Genomic DNA, 25,757 nt, shown 5'->3' with positions numbered 1-25,757 from the left:
GTTTATTACGCTTCGTCGCCGAACCAGCAAATATTACGTGCGGCCATGATGAGCTCGCCGGCTTTCTCGTCGGTTAAACCTTCGATATCAGCCAGGTCATCAACGCCTTGCTCAGCGAGATCTTCCAGCGTACAAACACCACGGGCAGCCAGCTTGAACGCAATCGCACGATCAAGACCTTCCAGATTCAGCAGGTCATCAGCCGGCTTCTTATCGCCAAGGCTTTCTTCCTGAGCCAGTGCCAGGGTGGTCAGTGCGTTTTTAGCGCGTTCACGCAGGGCTTCAACGGTTGGTTCATCCAGACCGTCAATTTCCAGCAGCTCTTTCATTGGCACATAGGCCAGTTCTTCCAGCGTAGAGAAACCTTCTTCAACCAGAACAGTGGCGAAGTCTTCGTCAATATCCAGGTATTTCGTGAAGGTATCGATCGCCGCATGGGCTTCAGCCTGATGCTTAGCCTGCAGGTCATCAACGGTCATCACGTTGAGTTCCCAGCCGCTCAGCTGTGACGCCAGGCGTACGTTCTGGCCGTTACGGCCGATTGCCTGCGCCAGGTTGCCCGCTTCAACAGCGATATCCATGGTGTGTTTGTCTTCGTCAACAACGATAGACGCCACATCAGCTGGAGCCATTGCGTTGATCACGAACTGCGCCGGGTTGTCATCCCACAGAACGATATCAATACGTTCGCCGCCCAGCTCAGTAGACACTGCCTGGACACGCGCACCGCGCATACCGACGCAAGCACCGACCGGGTCGATACGCTTGTCGTTGGTTTTCACCGCAATTTTCGCACGGGAGCCCGGATCGCGAGCCGCCGCTTTAATCTCGATAACTTCTTCACCGATTTCCGGTACTTCGATACGGAACAGTTCTACCAGCATTTCTGGTTTAGAACGGGTCACGAACAGCTGTGCGCCACGCGCTTCAGGGCGAACGGCGTACAGAACGCCGCGAATACGGTCGCCTGGACGGAAGTTTTCACGCGGCAGCATATCTTCACGCAGGATCACGGCTTCAGCGTTACCCGGCAACCCTTCGGATTTGATCTCCAGGGAGATATTGTCGCGGTTCACTTTCTTCACCACGCCGGTGATGATTTCGCCTTCCTGATCGCGGAACTGATCGACAACCAGCGCGCGCTCGGCTTCGCGCACTTTCTGCACGATAACCTGTTTAGCGGTCTGGGTGGTGATACGGTCGAAGGTCACAGATTCAATCTGATCTTCAACGTAGTCACCCACGTTCAGACTTTCGTCTTCAAAACGGGCGGCTTCCAGGGTGATCTCTTTGGTCGGCTGGGTTACTTCTTCAACGATTACCCAACGACGGAATGTATCGAAGTCACCGCTTTTACGATCGATTTCTACGCGAACATCGATCTCTTGTTCGTATTTTTTCTTGGTTGCTGTAGCCAGTGCACTTTCCAGCGCTTCAAAAATCTTCTCACGCGGCAGTGATTTCTCGTTGGAGACGGCTTCAACAACAGCCAAAATTTCTTTGTTCATCGCGGGCTTTTCACCTCAATCCAGACTGTTAAAAGTGGGGAACCAGGTTCGCCTTCTGGATATTACTCAGCGCGAACACTTCATCTTTGCCTTCGACTGTCACCGTGATCATTTCACCATCAACAGCTTTGATAATTCCCTGCCATTTACGGCGGTTCTGTACGGCCATACGCAGAACGAGAGCCACTTCTTCACCGGTAAAGCGCACATAGTGCTCGGCCGTGAACATCGGGCGATCGAGGCCAGGTGAGGAAACTTCCAGGTTGTACGCAACGGTAATCGGGTCTTCAACATCAAGAACCGCACTCACCTGGTGGCTGACATCAGCACAATCATCAACATTGATGCCATCTTCACTATCAATATAGATGCGCAGCGTCGATGTACGGCCGCGAACGAATTCGATGCCGACCAGTTCGTAGCCCAGTGCTTCGACCGGTGCAGTAATCATCTCTGTTAATTTTTGCTCTAATGTGGACAAGCCCACCCCCAAGACATAAAAAAAGGGCGTAAAGCCCAGTTATTCTGTAGTCAGATAACAAAAAACCCCGATAAATCGGGGCTTTAGATAACTGAACCCTATAGCCACAACTGTGGCCTGGAGCACTTTCCGAAAGAATTTTTTCAAATCCAGCTACGAAGGCTCTAAGTCTTCACAGTATATTTGAAAAAGAACTTTATGGGAAAGTGGTTGCGGGGGCCGGATTTGAACCGACGACCTTCGGGTTATGAGCCCGACGAGCTACCAGGCTGCTCCACCCCGCGCCTGAAACGTGGCAAATTCTACGCGTTTTGGACAGAATTTGCAAATAATGCTGGGATTTGGTACCGAAGACGGGACGTAAAATCGGCGTTTAGTATATTGATAGTTGACCCCACCTGTCAAGGCGACTTCCGCCAGATCGATCAGACCAAAATTTTTACAAAAAACGCATGACTCTCTTCCGGTCTTCGCCAAAAGATGATTAAATGAATACTCACTTATTTTGCATAAAAATGCACAAGAGAGCGAAAGCGGTCTCTAATCAGTCAATCAAGCAGGGTTTTATTCTATGACGACGATTCTCAAGCATCTTCCGGTAGGACAACGTATTGGCATCGCTTTCTCAGGTGGCCTGGATACCAGCGCTGCACTGCTGTGGATGCGCCAGAAGGGAGCGGTTCCGTATGCCTATACTGCGAACCTGGGTCAGCCGGATGAGGACGACTATGATGCCATTCCTCGTCGCGCTAAAGAGTATGGTGCAGAGAACGCGCGCCTGATTGACTGCCGTAAGCAACTTGTCGCGGAAGGTATCGCGGCTATTCAGTGTGGTGCATTCCATAACACCACCGGCGGTCTGACCTATTTCAACACCACCCCGCTGGGCCGTGCGGTCACCGGCACCATGCTGGTTGCGGCGATGAAAGAAGACGGCGTCAACATCTGGGGTGACGGCAGCACCTATAAAGGAAACGATATCGAACGCTTCTATCGCTATGGCCTGCTGACCAACGCCGAGCTGCAGATTTACAAACCGTGGCTGGACACCGACTTCATCGACGAGCTGGGTGGTCGTCATGAGATGTCCGAGTTTATGATCGCCTGCGGTTTCGACTATAAGATGTCAGTCGAGAAAGCCTATTCCACCGACTCCAACATGCTGGGTGCGACGCATGAAGCGAAAGACCTGGAATTCCTGAACTCCAGCGTGAAGATCGTTAACCCGATCATGGGTGTGAAGTTCTGGGACGAGAACGTGAAGATCCCGGCAGAAGAAGTGACCGTACGTTTCGAACGCGGTCATCCGATTGCGCTGAACGGTAAAACCTTCTCTGACGATGTTGAGCTGATGCTGGAAGCTAACCGTATTGGCGGTCGTCACGGTCTGGGCATGAGCGATCAGATTGAAAACCGTATCATCGAAGCGAAAAGCCGTGGCATTTATGAAGCCCCGGGAATGGCGCTGCTGCACATCGCTTACGAGCGTCTGCTGACCGGCATTCACAACGAAGACACCATTGAGCAGTATCACTCTCATGGCCGTCAGCTGGGCAAACTGCTGTATCAGGGCCGCTGGTTCGATCCACAGGCGCTGATGCTGCGTGATGCGCTGCAGCGTTGGGTGGCAAGCGCGATCACCGGTGAAGTGACGCTGGAACTGCGTCGCGGTAACGACTACTCCATCCTGAACACCGTGTCTGACAACCTGACCTATAAAGCAGAGCGTCTGACTATGGAGAAAGGTGAATCTGTGTTCTCACCAGACGATCGTATTGGTCAGCTGACCATGCGTAATCTGGACATCACTGATACCCGTGAGAAGCTGTTCAACTATGTTGAGAATGGCCTGCTCTCCGCCAGCTCCGGTAACGGCCTGCCGCAGGTTGAAAACCTGGAACACAGCGATAAGAAGTAATCGACAGCACGACATGCAAAAGGCGCCCAACAGGCGTCTTTTTTATTTGGTATTTGTAGGGCGGGTAAGCGCAGCGCCACCCGCCATTTTGCCCGCTACCACAATATACAGACGAAAAAAAAGACGTCTTTCGACGTCTTTCTTCTGGAATATTGGTACCGAGGATGGGACTCGAACCCACAAGCCCGTTAGGGCACTACCACCTCAAGGTAGCGTGTCTACCAATTCCACCACCTCGGTACAGAATACTTAGTGCGGGATATCGCTGGTTGGCTTAGCCGGTGCAGCTGGCTGAGTCTGCTCAGTTTTCGCTGGCGCGCTCAGGTTTTCCCACTCGCTTCCTTTGCTGGTCTTATTGCTGTTGATATTGCCAAGCACCAGACTGATGATGAAGAACAGCGTAGCCAGAATCGCCGTTGTGCGGGTCATGAAGTTCGCAGAACCACTTGAACCGAACAGCGTACCGGAAGCGCCTGCTCCGAAGGAGGCTCCCATATCAGCGCCTTTACCTTGCTGCAGCATAATCAGCGCTACGAGAGCGATGGCTACAATAAGGAAAATAACTAAAAGAGCTTCGTACATAATCAACCTGTTCCTTGCGGATTTGCCGCATACCAATGCTTCGACCAATTAGCAGGATTTCTGTTTCCCACTGAAGCGGGTGTGAATACTAACCAAAGCGAATCACCTTCGCAAGGGCATTTTCGACGCATTGTATCAACTGCGGAAAAAAACAGCAAAAAGCCATGAATTGCTTAAAACAAAGGCGGCAAACGCCGCCTTTTTAAACATTTAGCGTGCAAGATTATGCAGCTTTCACCGCATCCGCAATACGGTGCGCAAATTCGGTGACCTGCGCTTCGTCTTCGCCTTCCACCATCACGCGGATCAGCGGTTCGGTACCGGACTTACGCAGCAGCACGCGTCCACGGCTGCCCAGAGCCGCTTCAACATCAGCCATCACCGCTTTGACGTTCTCATTTTCCAGAGGATCGCCTTTGCCAGCAGTAAAGCGCACGTTCACCAGGATCTGTGGGAACATTTTCATCCCGCTGCACAGATCGTGCAGGCTCATATGGTTGCGCGCCATCGCGGCAACCACCTGCAGCGCGGCCACGATACCGTCACCGGTGGTGGTTTTGTCGAGCAGGATGACGTGACCCGAGTTTTCTGCACCGATGCGCCAGCCCTTCTCCTGCAGTTTTTCCAGCACGTAGCGGTCACCCACTTTCGCGCGCACGAACGGAATACCGAGCTGTTTCAGCGCCAGTTCCAGGCCCATGTTACTCATCAGCGTACCTACCGCACCGCCGCGCAGCTGGCCCTGACGCAGACCTTCACGTGCAATGATGTAGAGGATCTGATCGCCGTCGACCTTGTTACCTTCGTGGTCGACCATGATCACGCGGTCACCGTCGCCGTCCAGCGCAATACCCAGATCGGCTTTCTCCGCCAGAACACGCGCCTGCAGAGCACGAACGTCAGTTGCACCCACCTGCTCGTTAATGTTCAGACCATCCGGCTCGCAGCCAATGGCGATCACTTTCGCACCCAGTTCGCGGAAAACATTCGGGGCGATGTGGTAGGTCGCACCGTTTGCACAGTCCACCACAATTTTCAGATGAGCCAGGCTCAGCTCATTCGGGAAGGTACCTTTACAGAATTCGATGTAACGCCCCGCCGCATCGACGATACGGTTCGCTTTACCCAGCTCTGCGGAATCAACACAGGTGATCTCTTTTTCCATTTCGGCTTCAATCGCCTCTTCCACGTCATCCGGCAGCTTAGTGCCGTCAATGGAGAAGAATTTAATGCCGTTGTCGTAGAACGGGTTGTGAGAAGCCGAAATGACAATCCCCGCTTCCGCACGGAAGGTGCGCGTCAGATACGCAACTGCAGGCGTTGGCATTGGGCCCGTAAAGGAGGCGGACAGTCCGGCAGCCGCCAGACCCGCTTCAAGCGCGGACTCCAGCATATAGCCCGAAATACGGGTGTCTTTACCGATGATAATTTTACGTGAGCCATGACGCGCCAGTACCTTGCCAGCAGCCCAGCCGAGCTTCAGGACAAAATCAGGGGTGATGGGAGCATCGCCTACACGCCCGCGGATACCGTCGGTACCAAAATATTTACGATTACTCATAGCGTTTGTTTTCCTTCGCTGCCAGTGTGGCTTCCACCACACGCATGGCTTCTACTGTTTCTTTGACGTCATGGACACGAATAATGTGCGCACCCTGCATCGCCGCAATCACTGCGCAGGCCAGGCTGCCGCTCAGGCGTTCGCTCGGCCCCACGTTCAGCAACTGCCCAATCATCGACTTTCTCGACATCCCCACCAGTAACGGCAGGCCAAAATGATGGAATTCCGACAGGCGCGCAAGCAACGCATAGTTGTGGGAGAGATTTTTACCGAAACCGAACCCCGGGTCGAGCAGCAATTTCTCTTTTGGGATACCTGCACGTTCACAGCGTGCAATATGCTCAATAAAGAAGCGATTCACGTCGGCAAAGACATCGTCATACTTCGGTGCTTCCTGCATGGTTTTCGGTTGGCCCTGCATGTGCATCAGGCATACCGGTAACCCCGTCTCTGCCGCGGCTTCAAGTGCGCCAGGCTCGGTGAGTGAGCGAATATCATTAATAATGTGAGCGCCTACTCTCGCCACTTCACGAATCACTTCGGGTTTGGAGGTATCAACGGAGATCCACACTTCAAACCGCTGCGCGATGGCTTCAACGACCGGCACGACGCGCGCCAGCTCTTCTTCCACAGACACGTCAGCCGCACCAGGACGCGTCGATTCGCCGCCAACGTCAATGATGGTGGCACCCGCATTAATCATTAAATTCGCGTGCTTAACCGCCTCGATAAGCGTGTTATGCGTGCCGCCGTCAGAGAAGGAGTCAGGGGTAACATTCAGGATCCCCATCACATGGGGATGTGAGAGATCGAGATGCGAGTCCTGAGCGAATAATTTCATGGCGAAATCCCTGATATCTATATGGTTAAACAGAAATGAAAAACCCCGGAGCAAGCTCCAGGGTTTGAGGTACAGACAAACGCGTCAACAGCAGTAACTTACTTATCGCCCAACTGTTCTGACATGGTGTTGCCCGGGTTTGGCGTACGCGGTTCATCAACCGGACGCGGCGCACGCGGGGTGCCATTGTTGTCAGAATTATTGGAAGCGCCTGGGTCTTCCCAGCCTGCTGGCGGACGCACTTCACGGCGCGCCATCAGGTCGTCAATCTGCGGTGCATCGATGGTCTCATACTTCATGAGCGCATCTTTCATCGAATGCAGGATGTCCATATTGTCGTTCAGGATCTGGCGAGCACGTGCATAGTTACGCTCTACCAGAGATTTTACTTCCTGGTCGATGATACGTGCCGTCTCATCGGACATATGTTTCGCTTTCGCCACAGAACGGCCCAGGAAGACTTCACCCTCTTCCTCTGCATACAGCAGCGGACCGAGTTTGTCGGAGAAGCCCCACTGCGTCACCATGTTACGCGCCAGGTTGGTCGCGACTTTGATGTCGTTGGACGCACCGGTAGAAACATGTTCCACACCGTAGATAATCTCTTCTGCCAGGCGACCACCGTAGAGGGTAGAAATCTGACTTTCCAGTTTCTGACGGCTGGCGCTGATCGCGTCGCCTTCAGGCAGGAAGAAGGTCACACCCAGCGCACGACCGCGCGGAATAATCGTCACTTTATGCACCGGATCGTGTTCCGGCACGAGGCGACCGATAATCGCGTGACCCGCTTCGTGGTATGCCGTGGACTCTTTCTGCGCTTCCGTCATCACCATGGAGCGACGTTCCGCACCCATCATGATTTTGTCTTTCGCTTTCTCAAACTCGACCATCGATACGACACGCTTGTTACCGCGAGCGGCAAACAGAGCTGCTTCGTTGACCAGGTTAGCCAGGTCCGCACCGGAGAAGCCCGGGGTACCGCGCGCAATGATTGCCGCGTCGATATCTGGTGCCAGCGGTACACGACGCATGTGAACTTTCAGAATCTGTTCACGACCGCGAACGTCCGGCAGACCCACAACAACCTGACGGTCGAAACGGCCTGGACGCAGCAACGCAGGGTCAAGTACGTCCGGACGGTTAGTCGCCGCGATAACGATGATACCTTCGTTACCTTCGAAGCCGTCCATCTCAACCAGCATCTGGTTCAGCGTCTGTTCACGTTCATCATGACCACCGCCCAGACCTGCGCCACGCTGGCGGCCTACGGCGTCGATTTCATCGATGAAGATAATGCACGGTGCTGCCTTCTTGGCCTGCTCGAACATGTCACGCACACGAGATGCACCGACACCCACGAACATTTCAACGAAGTCAGAACCTGAAATAGTAAAGAACGGCACCTTCGCTTCGCCCGCAATGGCTTTCGCCAGCAGGGTTTTACCGGTACCCGGAGGGCCAACCATCAGCACGCCTTTCGGGATCTTACCGCCCAGCTTCTGGAAACGGCTCGGTTCACGCAGGTATTCAACCAGTTCGCCGACCTCTTCTTTCGCTTCGTCACACCCGGCAACGTCTGCAAAAGTGGTCTTGATCTGATCTTCCGTTAACATACGCGCCTTGCTCTTACCGAACGACATGGCACCTTTGCCACCGCCGCCCTGCATCTGGCGCATAAAGAAGATCCAGACGCCGATAAGAAGCAGCATCGGGAACCAGGAAATGAAGATAGAAGCCAGCAGGCTTGGTTCTTCTGGCGGCTCGCCAACTACCTTGACGTTTTTGGTCAGAAGGTTATCAAGCAGCTTAGGATCGTTCACCGGGATGTAAGTCGTGTAACGGTTACTATCTTTCTTGGTAACGTTGATCTCACGTCCGTTGATACGCGCTTCGCGAACCTGGTCCTGATTGACCTCCTGCAGGAAGGTAGAATAATCCACCTTGCGGCCATTCGACTCGCTGGGCCCAAAGCTCTGGAATACTGACATCAGCACAACGGCAATGACCAGCCAGAGTATTAGGTTTTTCGCCATGTCACTCAAGGGATTAACCTCATATTACAACTGTGTTAAAAACAGCGTCAGGATACTCTATATCCAGTTTCATTCAAACTTTCGTCTGAAATCTCCCGGTTATCATTTTCGCCCGGTCGCTACAATATACACTTCACGGGAACGGGCCCGGGAAGAGTCCGGCTTACGAACTTTGACCTTCGCAAACAGGGAGCGAATTTCCTTAAGATACTCCTCGAAACCTTCGCCCTGAAACACCTTCACAACAAAACTACCACCAGGCGCTAGTACATCACGACACATTTCTAACGCTAGCTCCACCAGATACATGGCGCGGGGGATATCCACCGCCGGTGTTCCGCACATATTTGGTGCCATATCTGACATGACAACCTGGACCTTACTGTCACCTACACGATCAAGTAACGCTTTCAGCACTAATTCATCACGAAAGTCGCCCTGAAGGAAGTCGACACCGACGATGGGATCCATTGGTAAAAGATCGCACGCGATGATTCGGCCCGTTCCGCCGATCTGCGTGACCGCATACTGGGACCATCCGCCAGGTGCCGCGCCGAGGTCAACAACCGTCATCCCCGGCTTAAAAAGTTTGTCACTTTGCTGTATTTCATCAAGTTTAAACCAGGCACGGGAACGCAACCCCTTTTTCTGTGCCTGTTGAACATATTTATCGCTAAAGTGTTCCTGGAGCCAGCGGCTGGAGCTGGCAGAACGCTTTTTACCTGTCATTTAACATTTCCGTCCTGGTTCATCGTTGCTTGCCTGTGACGTAAATTTCTACGCAGCTATTTGGCGATATAAGGGAGATGGCGGTAGAATGAACCGTTTTCAATCCCAACGTAAGCAAAAATATACGATGAATCTGAGTACTAAACAAAAACAGCACCTTAAAGGTCTGGCACATCCGCTCAAGCCTGTAGTGATGCTTGGCAACAATGGTTTGACCGAAGGGGTGCTTGCCGAGATTGAACAAGCGCTGGAACACCACGAGCTGATCAAGGTGAAAATCGCCTCTGAAGACAGAGACACTAAAAACCTGATCGTGGAAGCCATCGTGCGCGAAACCGGCGCCTGTAATGTACAGGTCATCGGTAAAACGCTGGTGCTCTACCGCCCGTCTAAAGAGCGTAAAATCTCGCTGCCACGTTAAGGATATCCTGAATTAAACACATTTTCTGTGTGAAACGAGGGATTTCTGTCAGCAGGCGAGCAAAATGCCATGCTCCTTGAGTTGATAAAAGGCCGCTACGCGGCCTTTTTCTTTTCTTTACAATGTATCAACATCTTAGTAGAGAAGCGAATTACAGGTATTCAACCTTAATAATTTCGTATTCTACTTCACCGCCAGGGGTGCGGATGGTGACAACATCGTCCTGCTCTTTGCCAATCAGGCCGCGAGCAATCGGCGAGTTCACCGAAATCAGGTTCTGTTTGAAGTCAGCTTCATCATCACCCACGATGCGATAGGTCTGCTCTTCGTCGTTGTCCAGGTTTAGCACGGTAACGGTAGAACCAAAGATCACACGGCCATTATTCGGCATCTTAGTGATATCGATAACCTGTGCATTGGATAGTTTTGCTTCGATATCTTTAATACGCCCTTCACAGAAGCCCTGCTGCTCACGCGCGGCGTGGTATTCAGCATTCTCTTTCAGGTCGCCATGCTCGCGCGCATCCGCGATAGCGGCGATGATTTCAGGACGACGCACGGATTTCAGGAAATCCAGCTCTTCGCGCAGTTTTTCGGCACCACGTAAGGTCATCGGAATAGCTTGCATTTGTTATACCTCTTAAACATTCCTGTTGGGAGCAGTGTTCCCTGCTCCTGCCCCCTTTAAGCGGGCAAGAAGCAAAAAGAAAACCGACCCGGGAGCGATGCCCCAGGTCAGCAGCAATTTTTCAATTTGATACGCATTTTACCGCGAAGTTCACTATGGGTCATCGTTTACTTTGCAGTGCCATGCACCGTAGTATGACGGTTTGTTTTCGGGTTGTTAGCGCGAGATTATGCGATTTTCCAGTTTTATCATCGGATTGACTACCAGTATAACGTTCACCGCTCAGGCCGCGAATGTTGATGAGTACATTAATCAGCTTCCCGCAGGCGCGAACCTCGCCCTGATGGTGCAGAAGGTTGGCGCACAGGCTCCCGAGATTGACTATCACAGTCAACAGATGGCGCTGCCTGCCAGTACCCAAAAGGTGATCACCGCCCTCGCCGCCCTGCTCCAGCTCGGGCCTGACTTCCGTTTTACGACCACTCTTGAAACCAAAGGTAACGTTGAGGGTGGCGAACTGAAAGGCGATCTTATCGCCCGTTTTGGCGGCGATCCGACCTTTAAGCGCCAGGATATCCGCAATATGGTTGCGGTGCTGAAAAAATCTGGCGTGCAGAAAATTGATGGCAATGTGCTGATCGACACGTCCATCTTTGCCAGCCACGATAAAGCCCCAGGCTGGCCGTGGAACGACATGACCCAGTGCTTTAGCGCCCCGCCCGCCGCCGCGATTGTCGACCGTAACTGCTTTTCGGTTTCGCTTTACAGCGCGCCAAAGCCGGATGATTTAGCGTTTATCCGCATAGCGTCCTACTACCCGGTCACGATGTTTAGCCAGGTCCGCACGCTGGCGAAAGGCTCCCCGGATGCGCAATATTGTGAGCTGGACGTCGTGCCAGGCGATCTTAACCGCTTCACGCTGACCGGCTGCCTGACCCAGCGCGCCGATCCGCTGCCGCTGGCCTTTGCGATACAGGATGGTGCAAGCTATGCGGGCGCCATCCTGAAAGATGAACTGAAACAAGCGGGAATAACCTACTCGGGCACGCTGCTTCGTCAGACGCAGGTCAACCAGCCCGGTACGGTCATCGCCAGCAAACAGTCTCCACCGCTGCACGATTTATTGCGAATTATGCTGAAAAAGTCGGACAACATGATTGCCGATACGGTGTTTCGCATGATTGGTCACGCCCGTTTCGGCGTGCCGGGAACCTGGCGCGCGGGTTCAGACGCGGTTCGGCAGATCCTGCGCCAGCAGGCGGGGATCGATCTGGGTAATACCATCGCTGTCGATGGCTCCGGACTATCGCGCCATAATTTGATCTCTCCGGCCACGATGATGCAGGTGCTTCAGTACATTGCACAGCATGACACTGAGCTAAACTTTATTTCAATGCTGCCGCTGGCCGGGCATGACGGTTCACTGCAGTACCGCGCCGGGCTTCACGCTGCCGGTGTGGATGGCAAAGTATCCGCTAAAACAGGCTCACTGCAGGGGGTTTACAACCTTGCAGGCTTCATCACTACCGCCAGCGGACAACGCATGGCATTCGTGCAGTATCTTTCCGGCTATGCCGTCGAACCGACCGACCAGCGCAATCGTCGTATTCCGCTTGTTCGCTTCGAAAGCAGGCTTTATAAGGACATCTACCAGAATAACTAGCGATGAAACTACTTATAGTTGAAGACGATCTGTTATTGCAGGAAGGGCTGGCGCTGGGGCTGGCCAATGAAGGGTATGCCCTCGACTGTGCCGGCACCGCAGCGGAGGCGGACGCCCTGATTCAGAGCGGCGAATACAGTCTGGTGATCCTCGATTTGGGCTTGCCTGATAAAGACGGCGCTACGCTGCTCAGCCAGTGGCGACGCCGCGGTATCGCCAACCCGGTGTTGATCCTGACGGCACGCGATGCCATTGAAGACCGTATCACCGGTCTCGATGCAGGCGCAGATGATTACCTGGTGAAGCCTTTTGCGCTTGCGGAGCTGCAGGCTCGGGTGCGAGCGTTGATTCGCCGCTATCAGGGACATAGTGATAACTTACTGACCGACGGCGATATTACGCTGAATCTGCAAACCCAGCAGGTACTGCGCCAGGATCAGGCGGTCGAGGTAACACCAAAAGAGTTCGCCTTGCTTACGCGTCTGATCATGCGCAGCGGGCAAACGGTGCACAGAGAAACGCTCCAGCAGGATATCTACTCCTGGCAGGACGATCCGGGGTCAAATACCCTTGAAGTCCACATTCACAACCTGCGTCGTAAGCTCGGCAAGGACAGAATCAAAACCGTCCGTGGCGTTGGCTATCGCCTGGAGAGCCAGAAATGAACAGCATGCGTCGGCGTTTGATGGTGCTGCTGGCGGTCATTCTGTTATTTTTCCAGCTGATAAGCGTCATCTGGCTGTGGCATGAAAGCCGTGAGCAGATTAGTTTCCTGGTCAGTGAAACGCTGTCAGCAAAAGCGCGTAATAACCATGTCGAGAAAGAGATCCGCGAGGCGATTGCCTCGCTGCTGGTCCCTTCTCTGGTGATGGTCGGTTTTACCCTGCTCTTCTCCTTCTGGGCGGTCACCTGGATCACCCGGCCCCTGAATAAACTGCGTGTCAGCCTGGCTAACCGTTCGGCGGATAACTTAACCCCGCTTCCTATGTATTCCGATATGGAAGAGATCGGCGCGGTGACGACCTCCCTGAACCAGCTCCTCGCCCGGCTGGACAATACCATTCAACAGGAGCGTCTCTTCACTGCAGACGCCGCGCACGAGCTTCGAACGCCTCTTGCCGGTATCCGGCTCCATCTGGAGCTGATGTCGCAGTCTGGTGCGCCACAGGCGGCAACGCTGATTAGCCGTATCGATCAGCTCATGCATACCGTCGAACAGCTGCTGATGCTGGCCCGGGCCGGACAGGCAATGGCGAGCGGCCACTACGAAACCGTAAGCTGGACGGAAAATATCATTGAACCTCTCGGCCTGGGTCATGAAGCCAAAGAGCATACGATAATTTGGCCCGCTAAAAGCGCGCTCACGGTTCAGGGAGACGCCGTGCTCCTGCGCCTGATGCTGCGCAACCTGCTGGAAAATGCAGGACGCTACAGCCCGGCAGGGACAACGATTACAGTGACGTTAACCGAGGTCGACGGGGGGACGCAGATCAGCGTTATCGATCAGGGCCCAGGGATTGATGAAGCGCACCGGCAGTCCATTACCGAGCCATTCCGCCGTCTTGACCAGCGCTACGGCGGCAGCGGTCTGGGGCTGAGCATCGTGCAGCGCATCGTCCAGCTTCACCACGGCAGGCTCACGCTTGAGAATGGCGCTGAAGGCGGTTTAATCGCCAGCTGCTGGCTGCCTGCGACGCTGGAATAAAAAAAGCCCCCATAATGGGGGCTTTGGACAGATATTAGTGCTTGTAGATGAACTCGACGCCTTCTTCGTCGTCTTCATCCCAGTCATCGTCCCAGTCTTCATCGTCTTCTTCCGCTTCCAGCTCTTCGAGCTGCTGGCGGTGGTAGTCATCCCACATGAATTCGACTTTTTCAGGCTGTTTGGCTTCTTCCGCCTGAACGATTGGGTTCTCAATGATGAAGGTCATCACATCCCAGCACAGATCTTTCACGCCAACCTGGCTTGCCGCAGAGATCAGGTAGTATTTATCTTCCCAACCCATCGCTTCAGCAATGGCTTTCGCTTTTGCTTCCGCTTCGGCTTTGTCCATCAGGTCGATCTTGTTGAAGACCAGCCAGCGTGGTTTATTCGCCAGTTTTTCGCTGTATTTTTCCAGCTCACCGATGATGATGCGGGCGTTTTCAACCGGATCGGAACCATCGATAGGATCGATATCAATGAGGTGCAGCAGTACGCGGCAACGCTCAAGGTGTTTCAGGAAGCGAATACCCAGACCCGCGCCTTCCGCAGCGCCTTCAATCAGACCCGGAATATCGGCAACCACAAAGCTCTTCTCGTTATCCATGCGGACAACGCCCAGGCTTGGTACCAGCGTGGTAAACGGATAGTCCGCCACTTTCGGTTTCGCCGCAGAGACGGCACGAATGAACGTTGATTTACCGGCGTTTGGCATACCCAGCATGCCCACGTCAGCCAGAAGCATCAGCTCCAGCTGCAGGTCGCGCTTATCGCCCGGGGTACCCATCGTTTTCTGACGCGGCGTACGGTTAACGGAAGATTTGAAACGGCTGTTACCCAGACCGTGCCAGCCGCCTTTCGCTACCATCAGGCGCTGACCGTGTTTGGTCATGTCACCCATGGTTTCACCGGTTCCCTGGTCAATCACACGCGTACCGACCGGAACCTTAATGGTGACGTCTTTACCGCGTTTCCCGGTACAGTCACGGCTCTGGCCGTTCTGGCCACGTTCAGCGCGGAAGGATTTTTCGAAACGGTAGTCGATCAGCGTGTTGAGGTTCTCATCCGCCTCCAGCCACACGTCACCACCATCCCCACCGTCGCCGCCATCAGGACCGCCACGAGGGATATACTTTTCACGGCGGAAGCTCACGCAACCGTTGCCGCCATCACCAGCCACGACCAGGATCGTCGCTTCATCAACAAACTTCATTTTACTCTCCGTAACTCATTCGCCTGAGCGGGGGACTACTACAACCGCTTCATTTTTGCGCCAACGTCCCCAAAGACGATGACCAATGGCGGAATACATCGCGCCCGCAACCACGACAAACGCACCGAGATAACCCAACAGGTTGAGCATCGGTCTGACGAAGACATCGGGCCAGGCCATTGATAACAAATCTGAAAATAACAGCGTAAACAGCGGGGTAAGCGTGATCAACGCGCTCACCTGTGCTGCCTGCCAGCGCGCCATCGCTTCGGCCAGCGCGCCATAACCGACCAGCGTGTTCAGCCCACAAAAAATGAGGCACGCCAGTTGCCAGTCGCTAAGCTGAGTAATCACACCCGGCTTCGCTAATGGCAGCAATGCTATTGTACACAAAGTGTACAGCAAAAAGAGGATCTGCTGTGAGGCAAGTCGACGCAATAACACCTTTTGCGCGACGCCATAGCTCACCCAGACCGTTGCTGCCCCCACACCGAAAATGACACCCCATGTGTAATCCGTCAGGCGGGTAAAAATCTCGATCAGACTGGTGTTGAAGAACATCACCAGACCGCACAGCAGCATGCTCGCCCCGATAATCTGCGTACCGCGCATCTTCTCCTTGAGGATAAAGACGCTGGCGACCATCATGCCCACCGGTGAAAGCTGACCAATCACCTGCGACGCCGTGGGGCTGAGATATTGCAGGGAAGAGCTGAACAGGATGAAGTTACCGAACAGACCGCCCGTCGCGATAGCCAGCAGCACCAGCCAGCGCGGTTTACGGAAGAGCCGCAAGGGTGGAAGCTTACCTTTGACGGCCAGAATCGCCCCGAGGCCGATGCTGGCCATCAGAAAGCGATAAAAGACCACCGTAGGCGGCTCCATCACTTCCAGCACCTGCTTCATTGCAATTGGCAACGCACCCCAGCACATTGCGGTGGTGAGCGCCAAAAGAATTCCTATGCCGGCCTGCTGCTTCATGCCCGTTTTCCCTACAGAAAAAATTACCGGGTTTCCAATGTAAAAAGCCCCGCAACAGGGTGCGGGGCTTTAATCCGTTACCGGACCGAGAAAACCTTACTCAGCAACGATGCTGATGTATTTACGGTTGTTCGGGCCTTTAACTTCAAATTTCACTTTACCGTCTGCTTTAGCAAACAGAGTGTGGTCACGACCGCAACCTACGTTGTTGCCAGCGTGGAATTTGGTACCACGTTGACGAACGATGATGCTACCCGCCAGAACGGATTCGCCACCGAAACGCTTAACGCCCAGGCGTTTAGCTTCTGAATCGCGACCGTTACGTGTGGAGCCGCCAGCCTTTTTATGTGCCATTTAAATCTCTCCTCAGGTCTTAGGCGCTGATGCCAGTAATTTTCACATCAGTGAACCACTGACGGTGGCCCTGCTGCTTACGGTAGTGCTTACGACGACGAAACTTAACGATTTTAACTTTCTCGCCACGACCGTGTGCAACAACTTCAGCTTTGATAACGCCGCCATCAACGAAAGGAACGCCGATTTTGACTTCTTCACCGTTTGCGATCATCAGAACTTCTGCGAACTCAACAGATTCGCCAGTTGCGATGTCCAGCTTTTCCAGGCGAACGGTCTGACCTTCGCTTACTCGGTGTTGTTTACCACCACTTTGGAAAACCGCGTACATATAAACTCCGCTTCCGCGCACATCCTCGTATGATTCAGAGTGCGCTATAAATATTCACAATAGGGCGCGAATATTACGCAAAACGCGAGCCTTTGACAAGTGCTACCGTCAATACATGAAGAAAAAAAACACAACACGTACGGTAACGTTTATCTGAGCCGTTTTTTCAGTACAATCAGCACTACTATTGATAAACCGAAACCCTTCGTTACCCCATTGAAGATGGGATCAACAGGATAAAAAGCCCGGCTTTTGCGATGAATTTAGAAAAAATCAACGAGTTAACCGCGCAAGATATGGCGGGTGTGAATGCAGCAATCCTGGAGCAACTCAACTCTGACGTCCAGCTGATCAATCAGTTGGGCTATTACATTGTCAGCGGCGGTGGTAAACGCATTCGTCCGATGATCGCCATTCTGGCTGCCAGAGCCGTTGGTTATCAGGGAAATGCCCACATCACTATCGCAGCGCTCATCGAATTTATCCACACGGCGACGCTTCTGCACGACGATGTGGTGGATGAATCGGATATGCGTCGTGGCAAAGCCACGGCTAACGCCGCGTTCGGGAACGCAGCCAGCGTACTGGTGGGGGACTTTATCTACACCCGCGCCTTCCAGATGATGACCAGTCTGGGCTCCCTGAAAGTGCTGGAAGTGATGTCCGAAGCCGTAAACGTCATTGCTGAAGGCGAAGTGCTGCAGCTGATGAACGTCAACGACCCGGACATCACCGAAGAAAACTACATGCGCGTGATCTACAGCAAAACCGCGCGCCTGTTTGAAGCGGCGGCCCAGTGTTCCGGCATTCTGGCTGACTGTACCGAAGCACAGGAAAAAGGCCTGCAGGACTATGGTCGCTATCTGGGTACGGCATTCCAGCTGATTGATGATTTGCTGGACTATAGTGCGGACGGTGAGACGCTCGGCAAAAACGTGGGCGATGACCTTAATGAAGGCAAACCGACCCTGCCGCTGCTCCATGCCATGCGTAACGGAACAGCCGATCAGGCGAAAATGATCCGTGAAGCGATTGAGCAGGGAAATGGCCGCCATCTTCTGGAACCTGTGCTGGAAACCATGGCTATCTGCGGATCGCTGGAATGGACGCGGCAGCGTGCGGAAGAAGAAGCCGACAAAGCCATCGAAGCTCTCCAGGTCATTCCCGACAGCCCGTGGCGCGAGGCATTGATTGGTCTTGCCCACATCGCCGTTCAGCGCGACCGTTAACCCTCCTTATTTCTCCCCGCGACCATGGCGGGGGGATTCCAGAAAAATCCTGTAAATTACGTATTCCTGTAAATTCATCGGTTTAGAGACTGCATGAATAAAGCCATGTCTTATTCTGAATATCCCTTCAAGTAACGCGAACTTTTTAGAACAAAAGCTTGAAATGGGTATATTAACCCCGTCGTTTCAGAAGAAACGGCGTAGGTGAATCCGAACTTAAGGACTGCGTTATGGATACGAAATTTATCGACTGGCACACGGCTGATATTATTGCCGCACTGCGCAAAAGAGGCACTTCACTGGCAGCAGAGTCCCGCCGCCATGGACTGAGTTCTTCAACTCTGGCAAACGCCCTCACCCGCCCCTGGCCCAAGGGAGAATTAATCATCGCGACGGCGCTGGATACGCATCCGTGGGTGATTTGGCCTTCGCGCTACCACGATCCCATCACCCATGAATTTATCGACAGAACGCGCATGATTCGCCAGAGAAAGGCAAAAAGAGAACCGCAGAAGTAATGCGTTTTTGACAGGAACAGCAACCCCCCGGTCATTGCTGGCAGGGGGCTGCCGGAACGATTACTCGCCCTTCACACGCTCGATATTGGCACCCAGCGCGCGCAGTTTATCTTCGATACGCTCATAACCACGATCGATGTGATAAATACGATCCACGATCGTTGTGCCTTCCGCGATACAACCCGCCAGCACCAGGCTTGCAGACGCACGCAGATCGGTTGCCATCACCTGAGCACCTGACAGTTTCTCAACGCCATGGCAAATCACGGTATTACTTTCGATCTCAGCATGCGCACCCATACGGATCAGCTCCGGTACGTGCATAAAGCGGTTTTCGAAAATGGTTTCTGTGATGAAGCCAGTACCTTCGGCGACCAGGTTCAACAGGGTGAACTGCGCCTGCATGTCCGTTGGGAACGCCGGATGCGGTGCCGTCCGCACATTGACCGCTTTTGGACGCTGGCCGTGCATATCAAGGCTGATCCAGTCTTCACCGATTTCGATATCCGCACCCGCATCGCGCAGTTTCGCCAGCACCGCATCCAGGGTATCGGGCTGCGCGTTGCGACAAACAATCTTACCGCCAGAGATCGCGGCAGCGACCAGGAAGGTACCGGTTTCGATACGGTCCGGCAGAACGCGATAAACACCACCGCCCAGACGCTCAACGCCTTCGATGGTGATACGGTCGGTACCCTGACCGGTGATCTTCGCACCCAGCGCCACGAGGAAGTTGGCGGTATCCACAATTTCCGGTTCGCGCGCGGCGTTTTCGATGATAGTGGTCCCTTCTGCCAGCGTCGCCGCAGACATAATGGTCACCGTTGCGCCCACGCTCACTTTGTCCATGACAATGTGCGCGCCTTTCAGACGACCATTGACGGACGCTTTGACGTAACCTTCTTCCAGCTTGATCTCTGCGCCCAGTTTTTCCAGACCAAAGATGTGCAGGTCAACCGGACGCGCACCGATAGCGCAGCCGCCCGGCAGAGAGACCTGACCCTGACCAAAACGCGCCACCAGTGGGCCAAGCGCCCAGATGGATGCACGCATGGTTTTCACCAGATCGTAAGGGGCAGAGAAGTTGTTCACCTTGCTGGCGTCGATCCAGACGGAACCGTTACGCTCGACTTTCGTGCCCAACTGGGTGAGCAGCTTCATGGTGGTATCGATATCTTTCAGCTTCGGTACGTTCTGAATTTCTACCGGCTCTTCCGCGAGCAGCGCAGCAAAGAGGATTGGCAGCGCGGCGTTTTTCGCGCCAGAAATTGTGACTTCGCCCTGGAGACGCGTTGGCCCCTGTACACGAAATTTATCCATTGTGTGCTCTCTTATAAATTCAACCGTGCTGCGGGCCTGTCGCCCTCAGCTCAAAAACCGTTTAGTTTGCGATCGCGTGCCCACTCTTGCGGGGTGAACGCTTTAATCGACAGGGCGTGGATGCGGTTATCCGCAATATATTCCATCAGCGGCGCGTACACAGCCTGCTGTTTCTTCACACGGCTCATACCGTCGAACATCTCACCCACAGCAATAACCTGGAAGTGACTGCCATCGCCAGTGACGTGGGCTTCCTGAAGGGAGAGTGCATTCATCAGCACTGTCTGGATTTCATGATTTTCCATGGGTTCTTAATCATCTGATAGTGAAAACAAGCCCAACATCTTAGAGCAAAGTGGCGTCGTCTTAAACAAGCAAAAAGCCCCGACGATGAAACTGTCAGGGCTTTCGGAAGTAACGCACTGAAAATATTAACGAGGCAATACGTCCTGAGGCAGATTGTAGAGCTGCGCCAGGGTAACGACATTATCGCTCGCGCCGCGAAGCGTGACGCTCGCCCCCTGCTTTTTCCCTACCGCAACCAGATGGGCAAGCAGCGCAACGCCTGCCGTATCGACCCGTGTGATGTCGGTTAAGTCGATAAGCGTCACGCCCTGCATAGCCTCATGGCGTTTATCCCATAAGGGGTTCAGCAGATCCTGATCCAGCTCACCGGACAGCATTAATGTCTCGCCTTCACGCGACCAGCTGAGTTGCTGTGACATTACTTCTTCTCGTCCAACGTGATTTTCTGACGAGCAATGGACTGCAGCTGCGCGGTCAGGCCATCAATACCCTTAGTGCGCAGCAGGTCACTCCACTCGTTCTGTTTGGTGGTGATCATGCTTACGCCTTCGGCGATCATGTCATACGCCTGCCAGTGGCCGGTCTGGCTGTTTTTACGCCACTGGAAATCCAGACGAACCGGCGGACGGCCGTTAGGATCGTTGATCGTTACGCGGATAGGCACGATGGTCGCATCACCCAGCGGCTGCTCAGGCGCAATCTGATAGGTCTGACCGTGGTACATCGCCAGCGCCTGGCCATAAGCCTGTTTCAGGTATTCACGGAACGCGGCAAAGTAGGCCTCACGCTGCGCAGGGGTCGCGTCTTTGTAATAACGTCCCAGCACCAGCGCACCCGCATATTTGATCTGCACATACGGCAGCAGTTCCTGGTCAACGACATCACGCAGATAATCAGGATTAGCACGAATTTTAGGCTGTTCGTTTGTAAGGCGGTCGAAGGTCTTCTTCGCGGCCTCGTCCATCAGTTTGTACGGGTTACTCTGATCCGCAGCGTGGGCAGCGGTAAGAGGGGCGATGACCAGCATGGCAACCATTAACAGTCGTTTAAACATGAATGACTTCTCCTGAAATTAATTCGCAGCACCAGGTGCCGGTGCGGCGTCGGTATGCTCTTCGCTCTGCGCAGGGGCTGCATCGGATTTTTTCTCATCCCCTTTGCTGTTGTAAAGGAACTGACCAATCATATCCTCCAGAACCATCGCGGATTTCGTATCCTGAATGACGCTACCGTCTTTAAGGATAGTCGTTCCCAGCTCGGGGTCTTCAAAACCGACGTTAAGCGCCAGATATTGTTCACCCAGCAGGCCGGAAGTACGGATAGAAAGGGAACTGGTGTCCGGGATATGGTTATAACGCTCTTCGATATCCATCGCGACGCGTGGCAGATAGGTTTTCTCATCGAGCGTAATGTCCGTTACGCGTCCGATCACCACGCCGCCAATACGGACCGGTGAACGCGCCTTCAGCCCGCCGATGTTATCGAAGGTGGCATAGATGCGATACGTCGGCTCGGTGCGCACAGACGTAATATCCGCCGCTCTCAGGCAGATGAACAGCGCGGCCAGCAGCGCCAGAAGCAGGAATACACCGACCCAAATTTCATTTTTTCTCGTTTGCATGAACTCAATTCCCAAACATCAGTGCGGTGAGCACAAAATCCAGACCCAGTACGGCCAGCGACGAATGTACGACGGTACGTGTAGTTGCACGGCTAATGCCCGCCGACGTCGGGATGGCATCGTAACCATTGAACAATGCAATCCACGTGACCGTAATGGCAAATACCACGCTTTTAATCAGGCAGTTAACCAGATCCATTCGCAGGTCAATGGCGTCCTGCATCGCGGACCAGAAGAAACCGGCGTCAATGCCTTTCCAGTGCACGCCAACCAGCGAACCGCCCCAGATACCCACGGCGACAAACAGAATAGTCAGTAACGGTAAAGAGATCACCCCAGCCCAGAAACGCGGCGAGATCACGCGACGTAGCGGATCGACCGCCATCATCTCCATGCTGGAGAGCTGCTCGGTCGCACGCATCAGGCCAATTTCTGCCGTTAATGCTGACCCCGCACGCCCGGCGAACAACAGCGCCGCCACAACCGGCCCCAGTTCTCGCAGCAGCGAGAGCGCCACCAGCATCCCGAGGCTGGTTTCCGCACTGTAGGTTGTCAGAACAAGATAGCCCTGTAGCCCAAGCACCATACCGATAAAAAGACCGGAGACAATGATGATGAGCATCGACAGCACGCCGACATTATAAAGCTGCCGCACCAGCAGCGGTGCGTGCTTACGGAATTCCGGCTTGCCGACCAGCGCGTTGAATAACATCAATCCGGCACGCCCGAACGTCCTGATGGTTTTTATGCCACGGTGTCCGAGAGCGGCCAACGCATTTAACAGCATGAGTGGCTTAACTCCCTATTCCCAGTAAATCGTCACGATAGTCGCCCGCCGGGTAGCGGAACGGCACAGGGCCATCGGCAATACCGTCGAGGAACTGCCGCACGCGCGGATCGCAATTCTCCTGCAGCGCCTGGGCGCTACCGTGCGCGACGATCTTTTTGTCCGCCACGATATAGGCGTAATCGGCAATGCTCAATACTTCCGGTACATCGTGAGATACCACAATGCAGGTGACGCCAAGCGCACTGTTCAGTTCAGAGATGAGCTTCACCAGCACGCCCATCGTGATGGGATCCTGTCCAACGAACGGTTCGTCAAACATGATTAAATCAGGTTCGAGTGCAATGGCTCGCGCCAGCGCGGCGCGGCGCGCCATCCCCCCGGATAGCTCTGAAGGCATCAGTTTCGCGGCGCCCCGCAAACCGACGGCTTCAAGCTTCATCATCACCGTGCTTTTCAGCAGTTCAGGCGGCAGGCTGGTATGCTCGCGCAGCGGATAGGCCACGTTATCAAAGACATTCATGTCGGTGAACAAGGCTCCAGACTGAAAGAGCATGCTCATGCGTTTGCGGACAGTATACAGGCGCGAGCGTGACATCTCCGGGATGTTTTCGCCATCAAAGAGAATTTCACCGCTATCCGGTGGGATCTGCCCACCAATAAGGCGCAACAGGGTCGTTTTACCGATCCCGGACGGCCCCATGATGGCAGTGATCTTGCCACGCGGTACGGTCAACGAAATATCATCAAATATCAATCTGTTGGCGCGAGAAAAACTCACACCGCGAACATCGACTAAATTCGCCATCGTTTGGCTCATTTATGGTTCCTTTATTACCCTGCTCACATTAAGGCATGCTGCCTGAATCAGCCCTCAACTCCGCATTTTTACAGAATAATAGCCGTTGAGGTTAGCGAAAGCTGGCATTTGTTTTACTTTTCCGGCGCATAAAGTCAAAATTAGGAATTCGTTACGCCTCAGACTGTATGCAGTCCAGCCATTTCCGCGCGATGGACCGACGAGTATACCTGAAGAAAGGACTTTTGATGCTTTTAGCAACAGCACTGTTAATAATTGGTTTACTTTTGGTGGTCTACAGTGCTGACCGTTTAGTGTTTGCTGCATCTATCCTGTGTCGCCTGACGGGCGTACCGCCTGTCGTCATCGGGATGACCGTGGTCAGTGTTGGAACGTCACTTCCTGAAATCATCGTCTCTGTCTCGGCATCGCTGCATGGTCAGTTAGACCTGGCAGTCGGCACTGCGATTGGCTCTAACATCGTCAATATACTCTTGATTTTAGGCCTGGCGGCACTGCTCCATCCATTTCGCGTGCATTCTGATGTTCTGCGCCGTGAATTGCCGCTAATGTTAATCGTAAGTCTGCTGGCAGGGTGCGTATTTTACGATGGTGTACTGAGCTACAGCGACGGCATTTTCTTGCTGGCGCTGGCCGTTATTTGGCTGCTGTATAGTGTTAAAATCGCCCGTCTGGCTGAAAAGCAGGGCCAGGATAGCCTCACGCGTGAGCAGGTCGCCGAACTTCCGCGAGAAGGCACGCTGCCTGTTGCCCTGCTGTGGCTTGGCGTTGCGCTGATCATCATGCCGATGGCAACGCGTATGGTCGTGGATAACGCGACGGTGCTGGCGAACTATTTCGCCATCAGTGAACTGACCATTGGCCTGACGGTGATTGCCATCGGTACCAGCCTGCCGGAGCTGGCCACGGCCATTGCGGGGGCACGCAAAGGTGAGGATGACATTGCCATTGGTAATATCATCGGTTCCAACATATTTAATATCGCCATTGTGATGGGGCTGCCGGCCCTGATTACGCCAGGGCCCTTTAATCCCCTGGCGTTCTCACGCGACTACGGCGTGATGTTATTGGTCAGCGTGATATTTGCCCTGCTCTGCTGGCGGCGGCAACGACAGATCGGCAAAGGCGCAGGCGCGCTGCTGACGGGTGGATTTATCGTATGGATGGCGATGCTGTACTGGCTCTCGCCTCTTCTCTCTGGGTAACGGAAACGCATTATGTCGCAAATAGAATTGCAGCCGGGTTTTGACTTTCAGAAAGCAGGCAAAGACGTTCTGGAGATTGAACGTGAAGGTCTGGCGCAGTTAGATCAGTACATTAATCAGGATTTTAGTCTGGCATGTGAGAAGATATTCTACTGTGCCGGCAAAGTCGTGGTGATGGGGATGGGTAAGTCCGGCCACATTGGACGCAAAATGGCGGCAACGTTTGCCAGTACCGGCACCTCGTCCTTCTTTGTGCACCCGGGGGAAGCCGCGCACGGCGATCTGGGTATGGTCACGCCGCAGGATATCGTCATCGCGCTGTCCAACTCCGGTGAGTCCAATGAGATCCTGGCGTTGATCCCGGTACTGAAGCGCCTGCAGGTGCCGCTTATTTGCATGACCAGCCGTCCGGAAAGCAGCATGGCGCGTGCGGCCGACATTCACCTGTGCGTGAAAGTGCCCAAGGAGGCCTGCCCGCTCGGCCTGGCGCCGACGTCCAGCACCACCGCCGCGCTGGTCATGGGTGATGCGCTTGCCGTCGCGCTGCTCGAAGCCCGTGGTTTTACGCCGGAAGATTTCGCGCTTTCCCACCCGGGCGGTGCGCTGGGGCGCAAGCTACTGCTTCGGGTAAACGATATTATGCACACCGGGGATGAGATCCCTCACGTCAGTAAAGAAGCCTCCCTGCGTGATGCGCTGCTGGAAATCACCCGCAAGAATCTGGGGATGACGGTCGTGTGCGACGATCTGATGAAAATTCAGGGGATCTTCACCGATGGCGACCTGCGTCGCGTGTTCGACATGGGTGTCGATGTCCGCACGCTCGGCATTGCCGACGTGATGACGCCAGGCGGTATCCGCGTGCGTCCGGGTACGCTGGCCGTGGATGTGCTGAACCTGATGCAGTCCCGCCATATCACCTCCGTTATGGTTGCCGATGGCGACCAGTTGCTGGGTGTGGTACATATGCATGATCTGCTGCGCGCAGGCGTAGTGTAATGAAGG

General features: G+C 54.0%; 28 protein-coding genes and 2 tRNA genes. 9 read left to right on the top strand and 21 right to left on the bottom strand.

What is annotated here, in order from left to right; translation table 11 throughout:
* Positions 1-5 precede the first annotated feature (5 nt).
* The 3 genes from nusA to ACDO57_RS16500 form a co-directional block, all read right to left on the bottom strand.
* A complete protein-coding gene (nusA, locus tag ACDO57_RS16510) occupies positions 6-1,508 on the bottom strand; it encodes a transcription termination factor NusA (protein ID WP_003861798.1) in 1,503 nt (500 codons plus the stop codon).
* Between the two features lie 28 nt (positions 1,509-1,536).
* Positions 1,537-1,989 carry a ribosome maturation factor RimP gene (gene rimP / locus ACDO57_RS16505; protein WP_014833432.1) on the bottom strand — a complete coding sequence of 151 codons (453 nt, stop codon included), beginning with the start codon at positions 1,987-1,989 and terminating at the stop codon, positions 1,537-1,539.
* Between the two features lie 207 nt (positions 1,990-2,196).
* A tRNA-Met gene (locus ACDO57_RS16500) sits at positions 2,197-2,273 on the bottom strand.
* Between the two features lie 287 nt (positions 2,274-2,560).
* Here ACDO57_RS16500 and argG point away from each other — a divergent pair.
* Positions 2,561-3,907, top strand: a complete 1,347-nt coding sequence (gene argG / locus ACDO57_RS16495) for an argininosuccinate synthase (RefSeq protein ID WP_370884269.1) — start codon at positions 2,561-2,563, stop codon at positions 3,905-3,907.
* Between the two features lie 153 nt (positions 3,908-4,060).
* Here the strand turns inward: argG and ACDO57_RS16490 are convergent.
* The 6 genes from ACDO57_RS16490 to rlmE all read right to left on the bottom strand — a co-directional run bounded on the left by ACDO57_RS16490 (position 4,061) and on the right by rlmE (position 9,653).
* A tRNA-Leu gene (locus ACDO57_RS16490) sits at positions 4,061-4,147 on the bottom strand.
* 9 nt (positions 4,148-4,156) lie between these two features.
* Entirely contained in the window at positions 4,157-4,489 is a 333-nt protein-coding gene (secG, locus tag ACDO57_RS16485) for a preprotein translocase subunit SecG (RefSeq protein ID WP_023333590.1), read from the bottom strand.
* 223 nt (positions 4,490-4,712) lie between these two features.
* A complete protein-coding gene (gene glmM, locus ACDO57_RS16480; protein WP_024906365.1) occupies positions 4,713-6,050 on the bottom strand; it encodes a phosphoglucosamine mutase in 1,338 nt (445 codons plus the stop codon).
* Positions 6,043-6,891: a dihydropteroate synthase gene (gene folP, locus ACDO57_RS16475; protein ID WP_024906364.1), complete on the bottom strand. Its 849-nt coding sequence runs from the start codon at positions 6,889-6,891 to the stop codon at positions 6,043-6,045. The genes glmM and folP overlap by 8 nt, the downstream gene beginning before the upstream one ends.
* Before the next feature lie 98 nt (positions 6,892-6,989).
* Positions 6,990-8,924: an ATP-dependent zinc metalloprotease FtsH gene (gene ftsH / locus ACDO57_RS16470; protein WP_010436002.1), complete on the bottom strand. Its 1,935-nt coding sequence runs from the start codon at positions 8,922-8,924 to the stop codon at positions 6,990-6,992.
* 102 nt (positions 8,925-9,026) lie between these two features.
* The gene (rlmE, locus tag ACDO57_RS16465; RefSeq protein ID WP_003861812.1) at positions 9,027-9,653 is read right to left on the bottom strand and encodes a 23S rRNA (uridine(2552)-2'-O)-methyltransferase RlmE; all 627 of its coding nucleotides are present in this window, start codon (positions 9,651-9,653) and stop codon (positions 9,027-9,029) included.
* Positions 9,654-9,780: 127 nt separating this feature from the next.
* Between rlmE and yhbY the strand changes: the two genes are divergently transcribed.
* Entirely contained in the window at positions 9,781-10,074 is a 294-nt protein-coding gene (yhbY, locus tag ACDO57_RS16460; protein ID WP_003861814.1) for a ribosome assembly RNA-binding protein YhbY, read from the top strand.
* A gap of 151 nt (positions 10,075-10,225) precedes the next feature.
* Here the strand turns inward: yhbY and greA are convergent, their stop codons facing one another.
* A complete protein-coding gene (gene greA / locus ACDO57_RS16455) occupies positions 10,226-10,702 on the bottom strand; it encodes a transcription elongation factor GreA (protein WP_014171793.1) in 477 nt (158 codons plus the stop codon).
* A gap of 229 nt (positions 10,703-10,931) precedes the next feature.
* Here greA and dacB point away from each other — a divergent pair, with 229 nt between their 5' ends.
* The 3 genes from dacB to pmrB are packed head-to-tail and all read left to right on the top strand — an operon-like array spanning position 10,932 to position 14,070.
* The gene (dacB, locus tag ACDO57_RS16450) at positions 10,932-12,365 is read left to right on the top strand and encodes a serine-type D-Ala-D-Ala carboxypeptidase (protein ID WP_048989799.1); all 1,434 of its coding nucleotides are present in this window, start codon (positions 10,932-10,934) and stop codon (positions 12,363-12,365) included.
* Positions 12,366-12,367: 2 nt separating this feature from the next.
* The gene (gene pmrA, locus ACDO57_RS16445) at positions 12,368-13,030 is read left to right on the top strand and encodes a two-component system response regulator PmrA (protein ID WP_024906362.1); all 663 of its coding nucleotides are present in this window, start codon (positions 12,368-12,370) and stop codon (positions 13,028-13,030) included.
* The gene (gene pmrB / locus ACDO57_RS16440; RefSeq protein WP_208763295.1) at positions 13,027-14,070 is read left to right on the top strand and encodes a two-component system sensor histidine kinase PmrB; all 1,044 of its coding nucleotides are present in this window, start codon (positions 13,027-13,029) and stop codon (positions 14,068-14,070) included. The genes pmrA and pmrB overlap by 4 nt, the downstream gene beginning before the upstream one ends.
* Before the next feature lie 34 nt (positions 14,071-14,104).
* Here pmrB and cgtA read toward each other — a convergent pair whose 3' ends face one another.
* From cgtA to rplU, 4 genes are all read right to left on the bottom strand, one after another.
* Positions 14,105-15,280, bottom strand: a complete 1,176-nt coding sequence (gene cgtA / locus ACDO57_RS16435; protein WP_023333597.1) for an Obg family GTPase CgtA — start codon at positions 15,278-15,280, stop codon at positions 14,105-14,107.
* 15 nt (positions 15,281-15,295) lie between these two features.
* Positions 15,296-16,261, bottom strand: coding sequence for a DMT family transporter (locus tag ACDO57_RS16430; RefSeq protein WP_014833443.1), 966 nt, complete (start codon positions 16,259-16,261; stop codon positions 15,296-15,298).
* A 96-nt stretch (positions 16,262-16,357) separates the two neighbouring features.
* Positions 16,358-16,615 (bottom strand): 50S ribosomal protein L27, encoded by a 258-nt coding sequence (rpmA, locus tag ACDO57_RS16425; RefSeq protein ID WP_004385076.1) that lies wholly within the window; start codon positions 16,613-16,615, stop codon positions 16,358-16,360.
* A gap of 19 nt (positions 16,616-16,634) precedes the next feature.
* Positions 16,635-16,946, bottom strand: coding sequence for a 50S ribosomal protein L21 (rplU, locus tag ACDO57_RS16420; RefSeq protein WP_003025032.1), 312 nt, complete (start codon positions 16,944-16,946; stop codon positions 16,635-16,637).
* 257 nt (positions 16,947-17,203) lie between these two features.
* Between rplU and ispB the strand changes: the two genes are divergently transcribed.
* Together ispB and sfsB are read left to right on the top strand one after the other, a co-directional pair.
* A complete protein-coding gene (gene ispB / locus ACDO57_RS16415) occupies positions 17,204-18,175 on the top strand; it encodes an octaprenyl diphosphate synthase (RefSeq protein WP_024906360.1) in 972 nt (323 codons plus the stop codon).
* Positions 18,176-18,405: 230 nt separating this feature from the next.
* Positions 18,406-18,693 carry a DNA-binding transcriptional regulator SfsB gene (gene sfsB / locus ACDO57_RS16410; protein WP_024906359.1) on the top strand — a complete coding sequence of 96 codons (288 nt, stop codon included), beginning with the start codon at positions 18,406-18,408 and terminating at the stop codon, positions 18,691-18,693.
* A gap of 60 nt (positions 18,694-18,753) precedes the next feature.
* On the opposite strand, the gene murA is transcribed toward sfsB, so the two are convergent.
* From murA to mlaF, 7 genes are all read right to left on the bottom strand, one after another.
* Positions 18,754-20,013 (bottom strand): UDP-N-acetylglucosamine 1-carboxyvinyltransferase, encoded by a 1,260-nt coding sequence (murA, locus tag ACDO57_RS16405; protein ID WP_024906358.1) that lies wholly within the window; start codon positions 20,011-20,013, stop codon positions 18,754-18,756.
* 50 nt (positions 20,014-20,063) lie between these two features.
* A complete protein-coding gene (gene ibaG / locus ACDO57_RS16400; RefSeq protein ID WP_008501458.1) occupies positions 20,064-20,318 on the bottom strand; it encodes a BolA family iron metabolism protein IbaG in 255 nt (84 codons plus the stop codon).
* Positions 20,319-20,444: 126 nt separating this feature from the next.
* The gene (mlaB, locus tag ACDO57_RS16395) at positions 20,445-20,738 is read right to left on the bottom strand and encodes a lipid asymmetry maintenance protein MlaB (RefSeq protein ID WP_370884268.1); all 294 of its coding nucleotides are present in this window, start codon (positions 20,736-20,738) and stop codon (positions 20,445-20,447) included.
* On the bottom strand, positions 20,738-21,373 hold the full coding sequence (mlaC, locus tag ACDO57_RS16390) for a phospholipid-binding protein MlaC (protein ID WP_024906356.1): 636 nt from the start codon (positions 21,371-21,373) through the stop codon (positions 20,738-20,740). The genes mlaB and mlaC overlap by 1 nt, the downstream gene beginning before the upstream one ends.
* A gap of 18 nt (positions 21,374-21,391) precedes the next feature.
* Positions 21,392-21,940, bottom strand: coding sequence for an outer membrane lipid asymmetry maintenance protein MlaD (gene mlaD / locus ACDO57_RS16385; RefSeq protein ID WP_061716413.1), 549 nt, complete (start codon positions 21,938-21,940; stop codon positions 21,392-21,394).
* A 4-nt stretch (positions 21,941-21,944) separates the two neighbouring features.
* On the bottom strand, positions 21,945-22,727 hold the full coding sequence (gene mlaE / locus ACDO57_RS16380) for a lipid asymmetry maintenance ABC transporter permease subunit MlaE (RefSeq protein WP_010436044.1): 783 nt from the start codon (positions 22,725-22,727) through the stop codon (positions 21,945-21,947).
* Positions 22,728-22,734: 7 nt separating this feature from the next.
* Entirely contained in the window at positions 22,735-23,547 is an 813-nt protein-coding gene (gene mlaF, locus ACDO57_RS16375) for a phospholipid ABC transporter ATP-binding protein MlaF (protein WP_024906354.1), read from the bottom strand.
* Positions 23,548-23,774: 227 nt separating this feature from the next.
* On the opposite strand from mlaF, the gene ACDO57_RS16370 reads away from it, so the two are divergent.
* Complete coding sequence (locus tag ACDO57_RS16370; RefSeq protein WP_023309354.1) at positions 23,775-24,752, top strand: calcium/sodium antiporter; 978 nt, start codon at positions 23,775-23,777, stop codon at positions 24,750-24,752.
* Between the two features lie 12 nt (positions 24,753-24,764).
* Positions 24,765-25,751 carry an arabinose-5-phosphate isomerase KdsD gene (gene kdsD, locus ACDO57_RS16365; RefSeq protein WP_008501450.1) on the top strand — a complete coding sequence of 329 codons (987 nt, stop codon included), beginning with the start codon at positions 24,765-24,767 and terminating at the stop codon, positions 25,749-25,751.
* The last annotated feature ends 6 nt before the right edge of the window (positions 25,752-25,757 follow it).

The sequence above is a fragment of the Enterobacter cloacae complex sp. 2015409 genome (assembly GCF_041365315.1).
GTDB lineage: Bacteria > Pseudomonadota > Gammaproteobacteria > Enterobacterales > Enterobacteriaceae > Enterobacter > Enterobacter pseudoroggenkampii.
Note: the sequence above shows the minus strand (reverse complement) of the source record. Positions and strands in the feature narration are given on the sequence as shown.

Coding starts and splice junctions, on each gene's coding strand:
- mlaB (WP_370884268.1), bottom strand. CDS start 20,738: ATGTCACAGCAACTCAGCTGGTCGCGTGAAGGCGAGACATTAATGCTG.
- folP (WP_024906364.1), bottom strand. CDS start 6,891: ATGAAATTATTCGCTCAGGACTCGCATCTCGATCTCTCACATCCCCAT.
- mlaC (WP_024906356.1), bottom strand. CDS start 21,373: ATGTTTAAACGACTGTTAATGGTTGCCATGCTGGTCATCGCCCCTCTT.
- rpmA (WP_004385076.1), bottom strand. CDS start 16,615: ATGGCACATAAAAAGGCTGGCGGCTCCACACGTAACGGTCGCGATTCA.
- greA (WP_014171793.1), bottom strand. CDS start 10,702: ATGCAAGCTATTCCGATGACCTTACGTGGTGCCGAAAAACTGCGCGAA.
- ftsH (WP_010436002.1), bottom strand. CDS start 8,924: ATGGCGAAAAACCTAATACTCTGGCTGGTCATTGCCGTTGTGCTGATG.
- mlaD (WP_061716413.1), bottom strand. CDS start 21,940: ATGCAAACGAGAAAAAATGAAATTTGGGTCGGTGTATTCCTGCTTCTG.
- sfsB (WP_024906359.1), top strand. CDS start 18,406: ATGGATACGAAATTTATCGACTGGCACACGGCTGATATTATTGCCGCA.
- ACDO57_RS16370 (WP_023309354.1), top strand. CDS start 23,775: ATGCTTTTAGCAACAGCACTGTTAATAATTGGTTTACTTTTGGTGGTC.
- nusA (WP_003861798.1), bottom strand. CDS start 1,508: ATGAACAAAGAAATTTTGGCTGTTGTTGAAGCCGTCTCCAACGAGAAA.
- ispB (WP_024906360.1), top strand. CDS start 17,204: ATGAATTTAGAAAAAATCAACGAGTTAACCGCGCAAGATATGGCGGGT.
- pmrB (WP_208763295.1), top strand. CDS start 13,027: ATGAACAGCATGCGTCGGCGTTTGATGGTGCTGCTGGCGGTCATTCTG.
- glmM (WP_024906365.1), bottom strand. CDS start 6,050: ATGAGTAATCGTAAATATTTTGGTACCGACGGTATCCGCGGGCGTGTA.
- argG (WP_370884269.1), top strand. CDS start 2,561: ATGACGACGATTCTCAAGCATCTTCCGGTAGGACAACGTATTGGCATC.
- ACDO57_RS16430 (WP_014833443.1), bottom strand. CDS start 16,261: ATGAAGCAGCAGGCCGGCATAGGAATTCTTTTGGCGCTCACCACCGCA.
- ibaG (WP_008501458.1), bottom strand. CDS start 20,318: ATGGAAAATCATGAAATCCAGACAGTGCTGATGAATGCACTCTCCCTT.
- cgtA (WP_023333597.1), bottom strand. CDS start 15,280: ATGAAGTTTGTTGATGAAGCGACGATCCTGGTCGTGGCTGGTGATGGC.
- secG (WP_023333590.1), bottom strand. CDS start 4,489: ATGTACGAAGCTCTTTTAGTTATTTTCCTTATTGTAGCCATCGCTCTC.
- mlaF (WP_024906354.1), bottom strand. CDS start 23,547: ATGAGCCAAACGATGGCGAATTTAGTCGATGTTCGCGGTGTGAGTTTT.
- rplU (WP_003025032.1), bottom strand. CDS start 16,946: ATGTACGCGGTTTTCCAAAGTGGTGGTAAACAACACCGAGTAAGCGAA.
- pmrA (WP_024906362.1), top strand. CDS start 12,368: ATGAAACTACTTATAGTTGAAGACGATCTGTTATTGCAGGAAGGGCTG.
- murA (WP_024906358.1), bottom strand. CDS start 20,013: ATGGATAAATTTCGTGTACAGGGGCCAACGCGTCTCCAGGGCGAAGTC.
- mlaE (WP_010436044.1), bottom strand. CDS start 22,727: ATGCTGTTAAATGCGTTGGCCGCTCTCGGACACCGTGGCATAAAAACC.
- dacB (WP_048989799.1), top strand. CDS start 10,932: ATGCGATTTTCCAGTTTTATCATCGGATTGACTACCAGTATAACGTTC.
- rlmE (WP_003861812.1), bottom strand. CDS start 9,653: ATGACAGGTAAAAAGCGTTCTGCCAGCTCCAGCCGCTGGCTCCAGGAA.
- kdsD (WP_008501450.1), top strand. CDS start 24,765: ATGTCGCAAATAGAATTGCAGCCGGGTTTTGACTTTCAGAAAGCAGGC.
- yhbY (WP_003861814.1), top strand. CDS start 9,781: ATGAATCTGAGTACTAAACAAAAACAGCACCTTAAAGGTCTGGCACAT.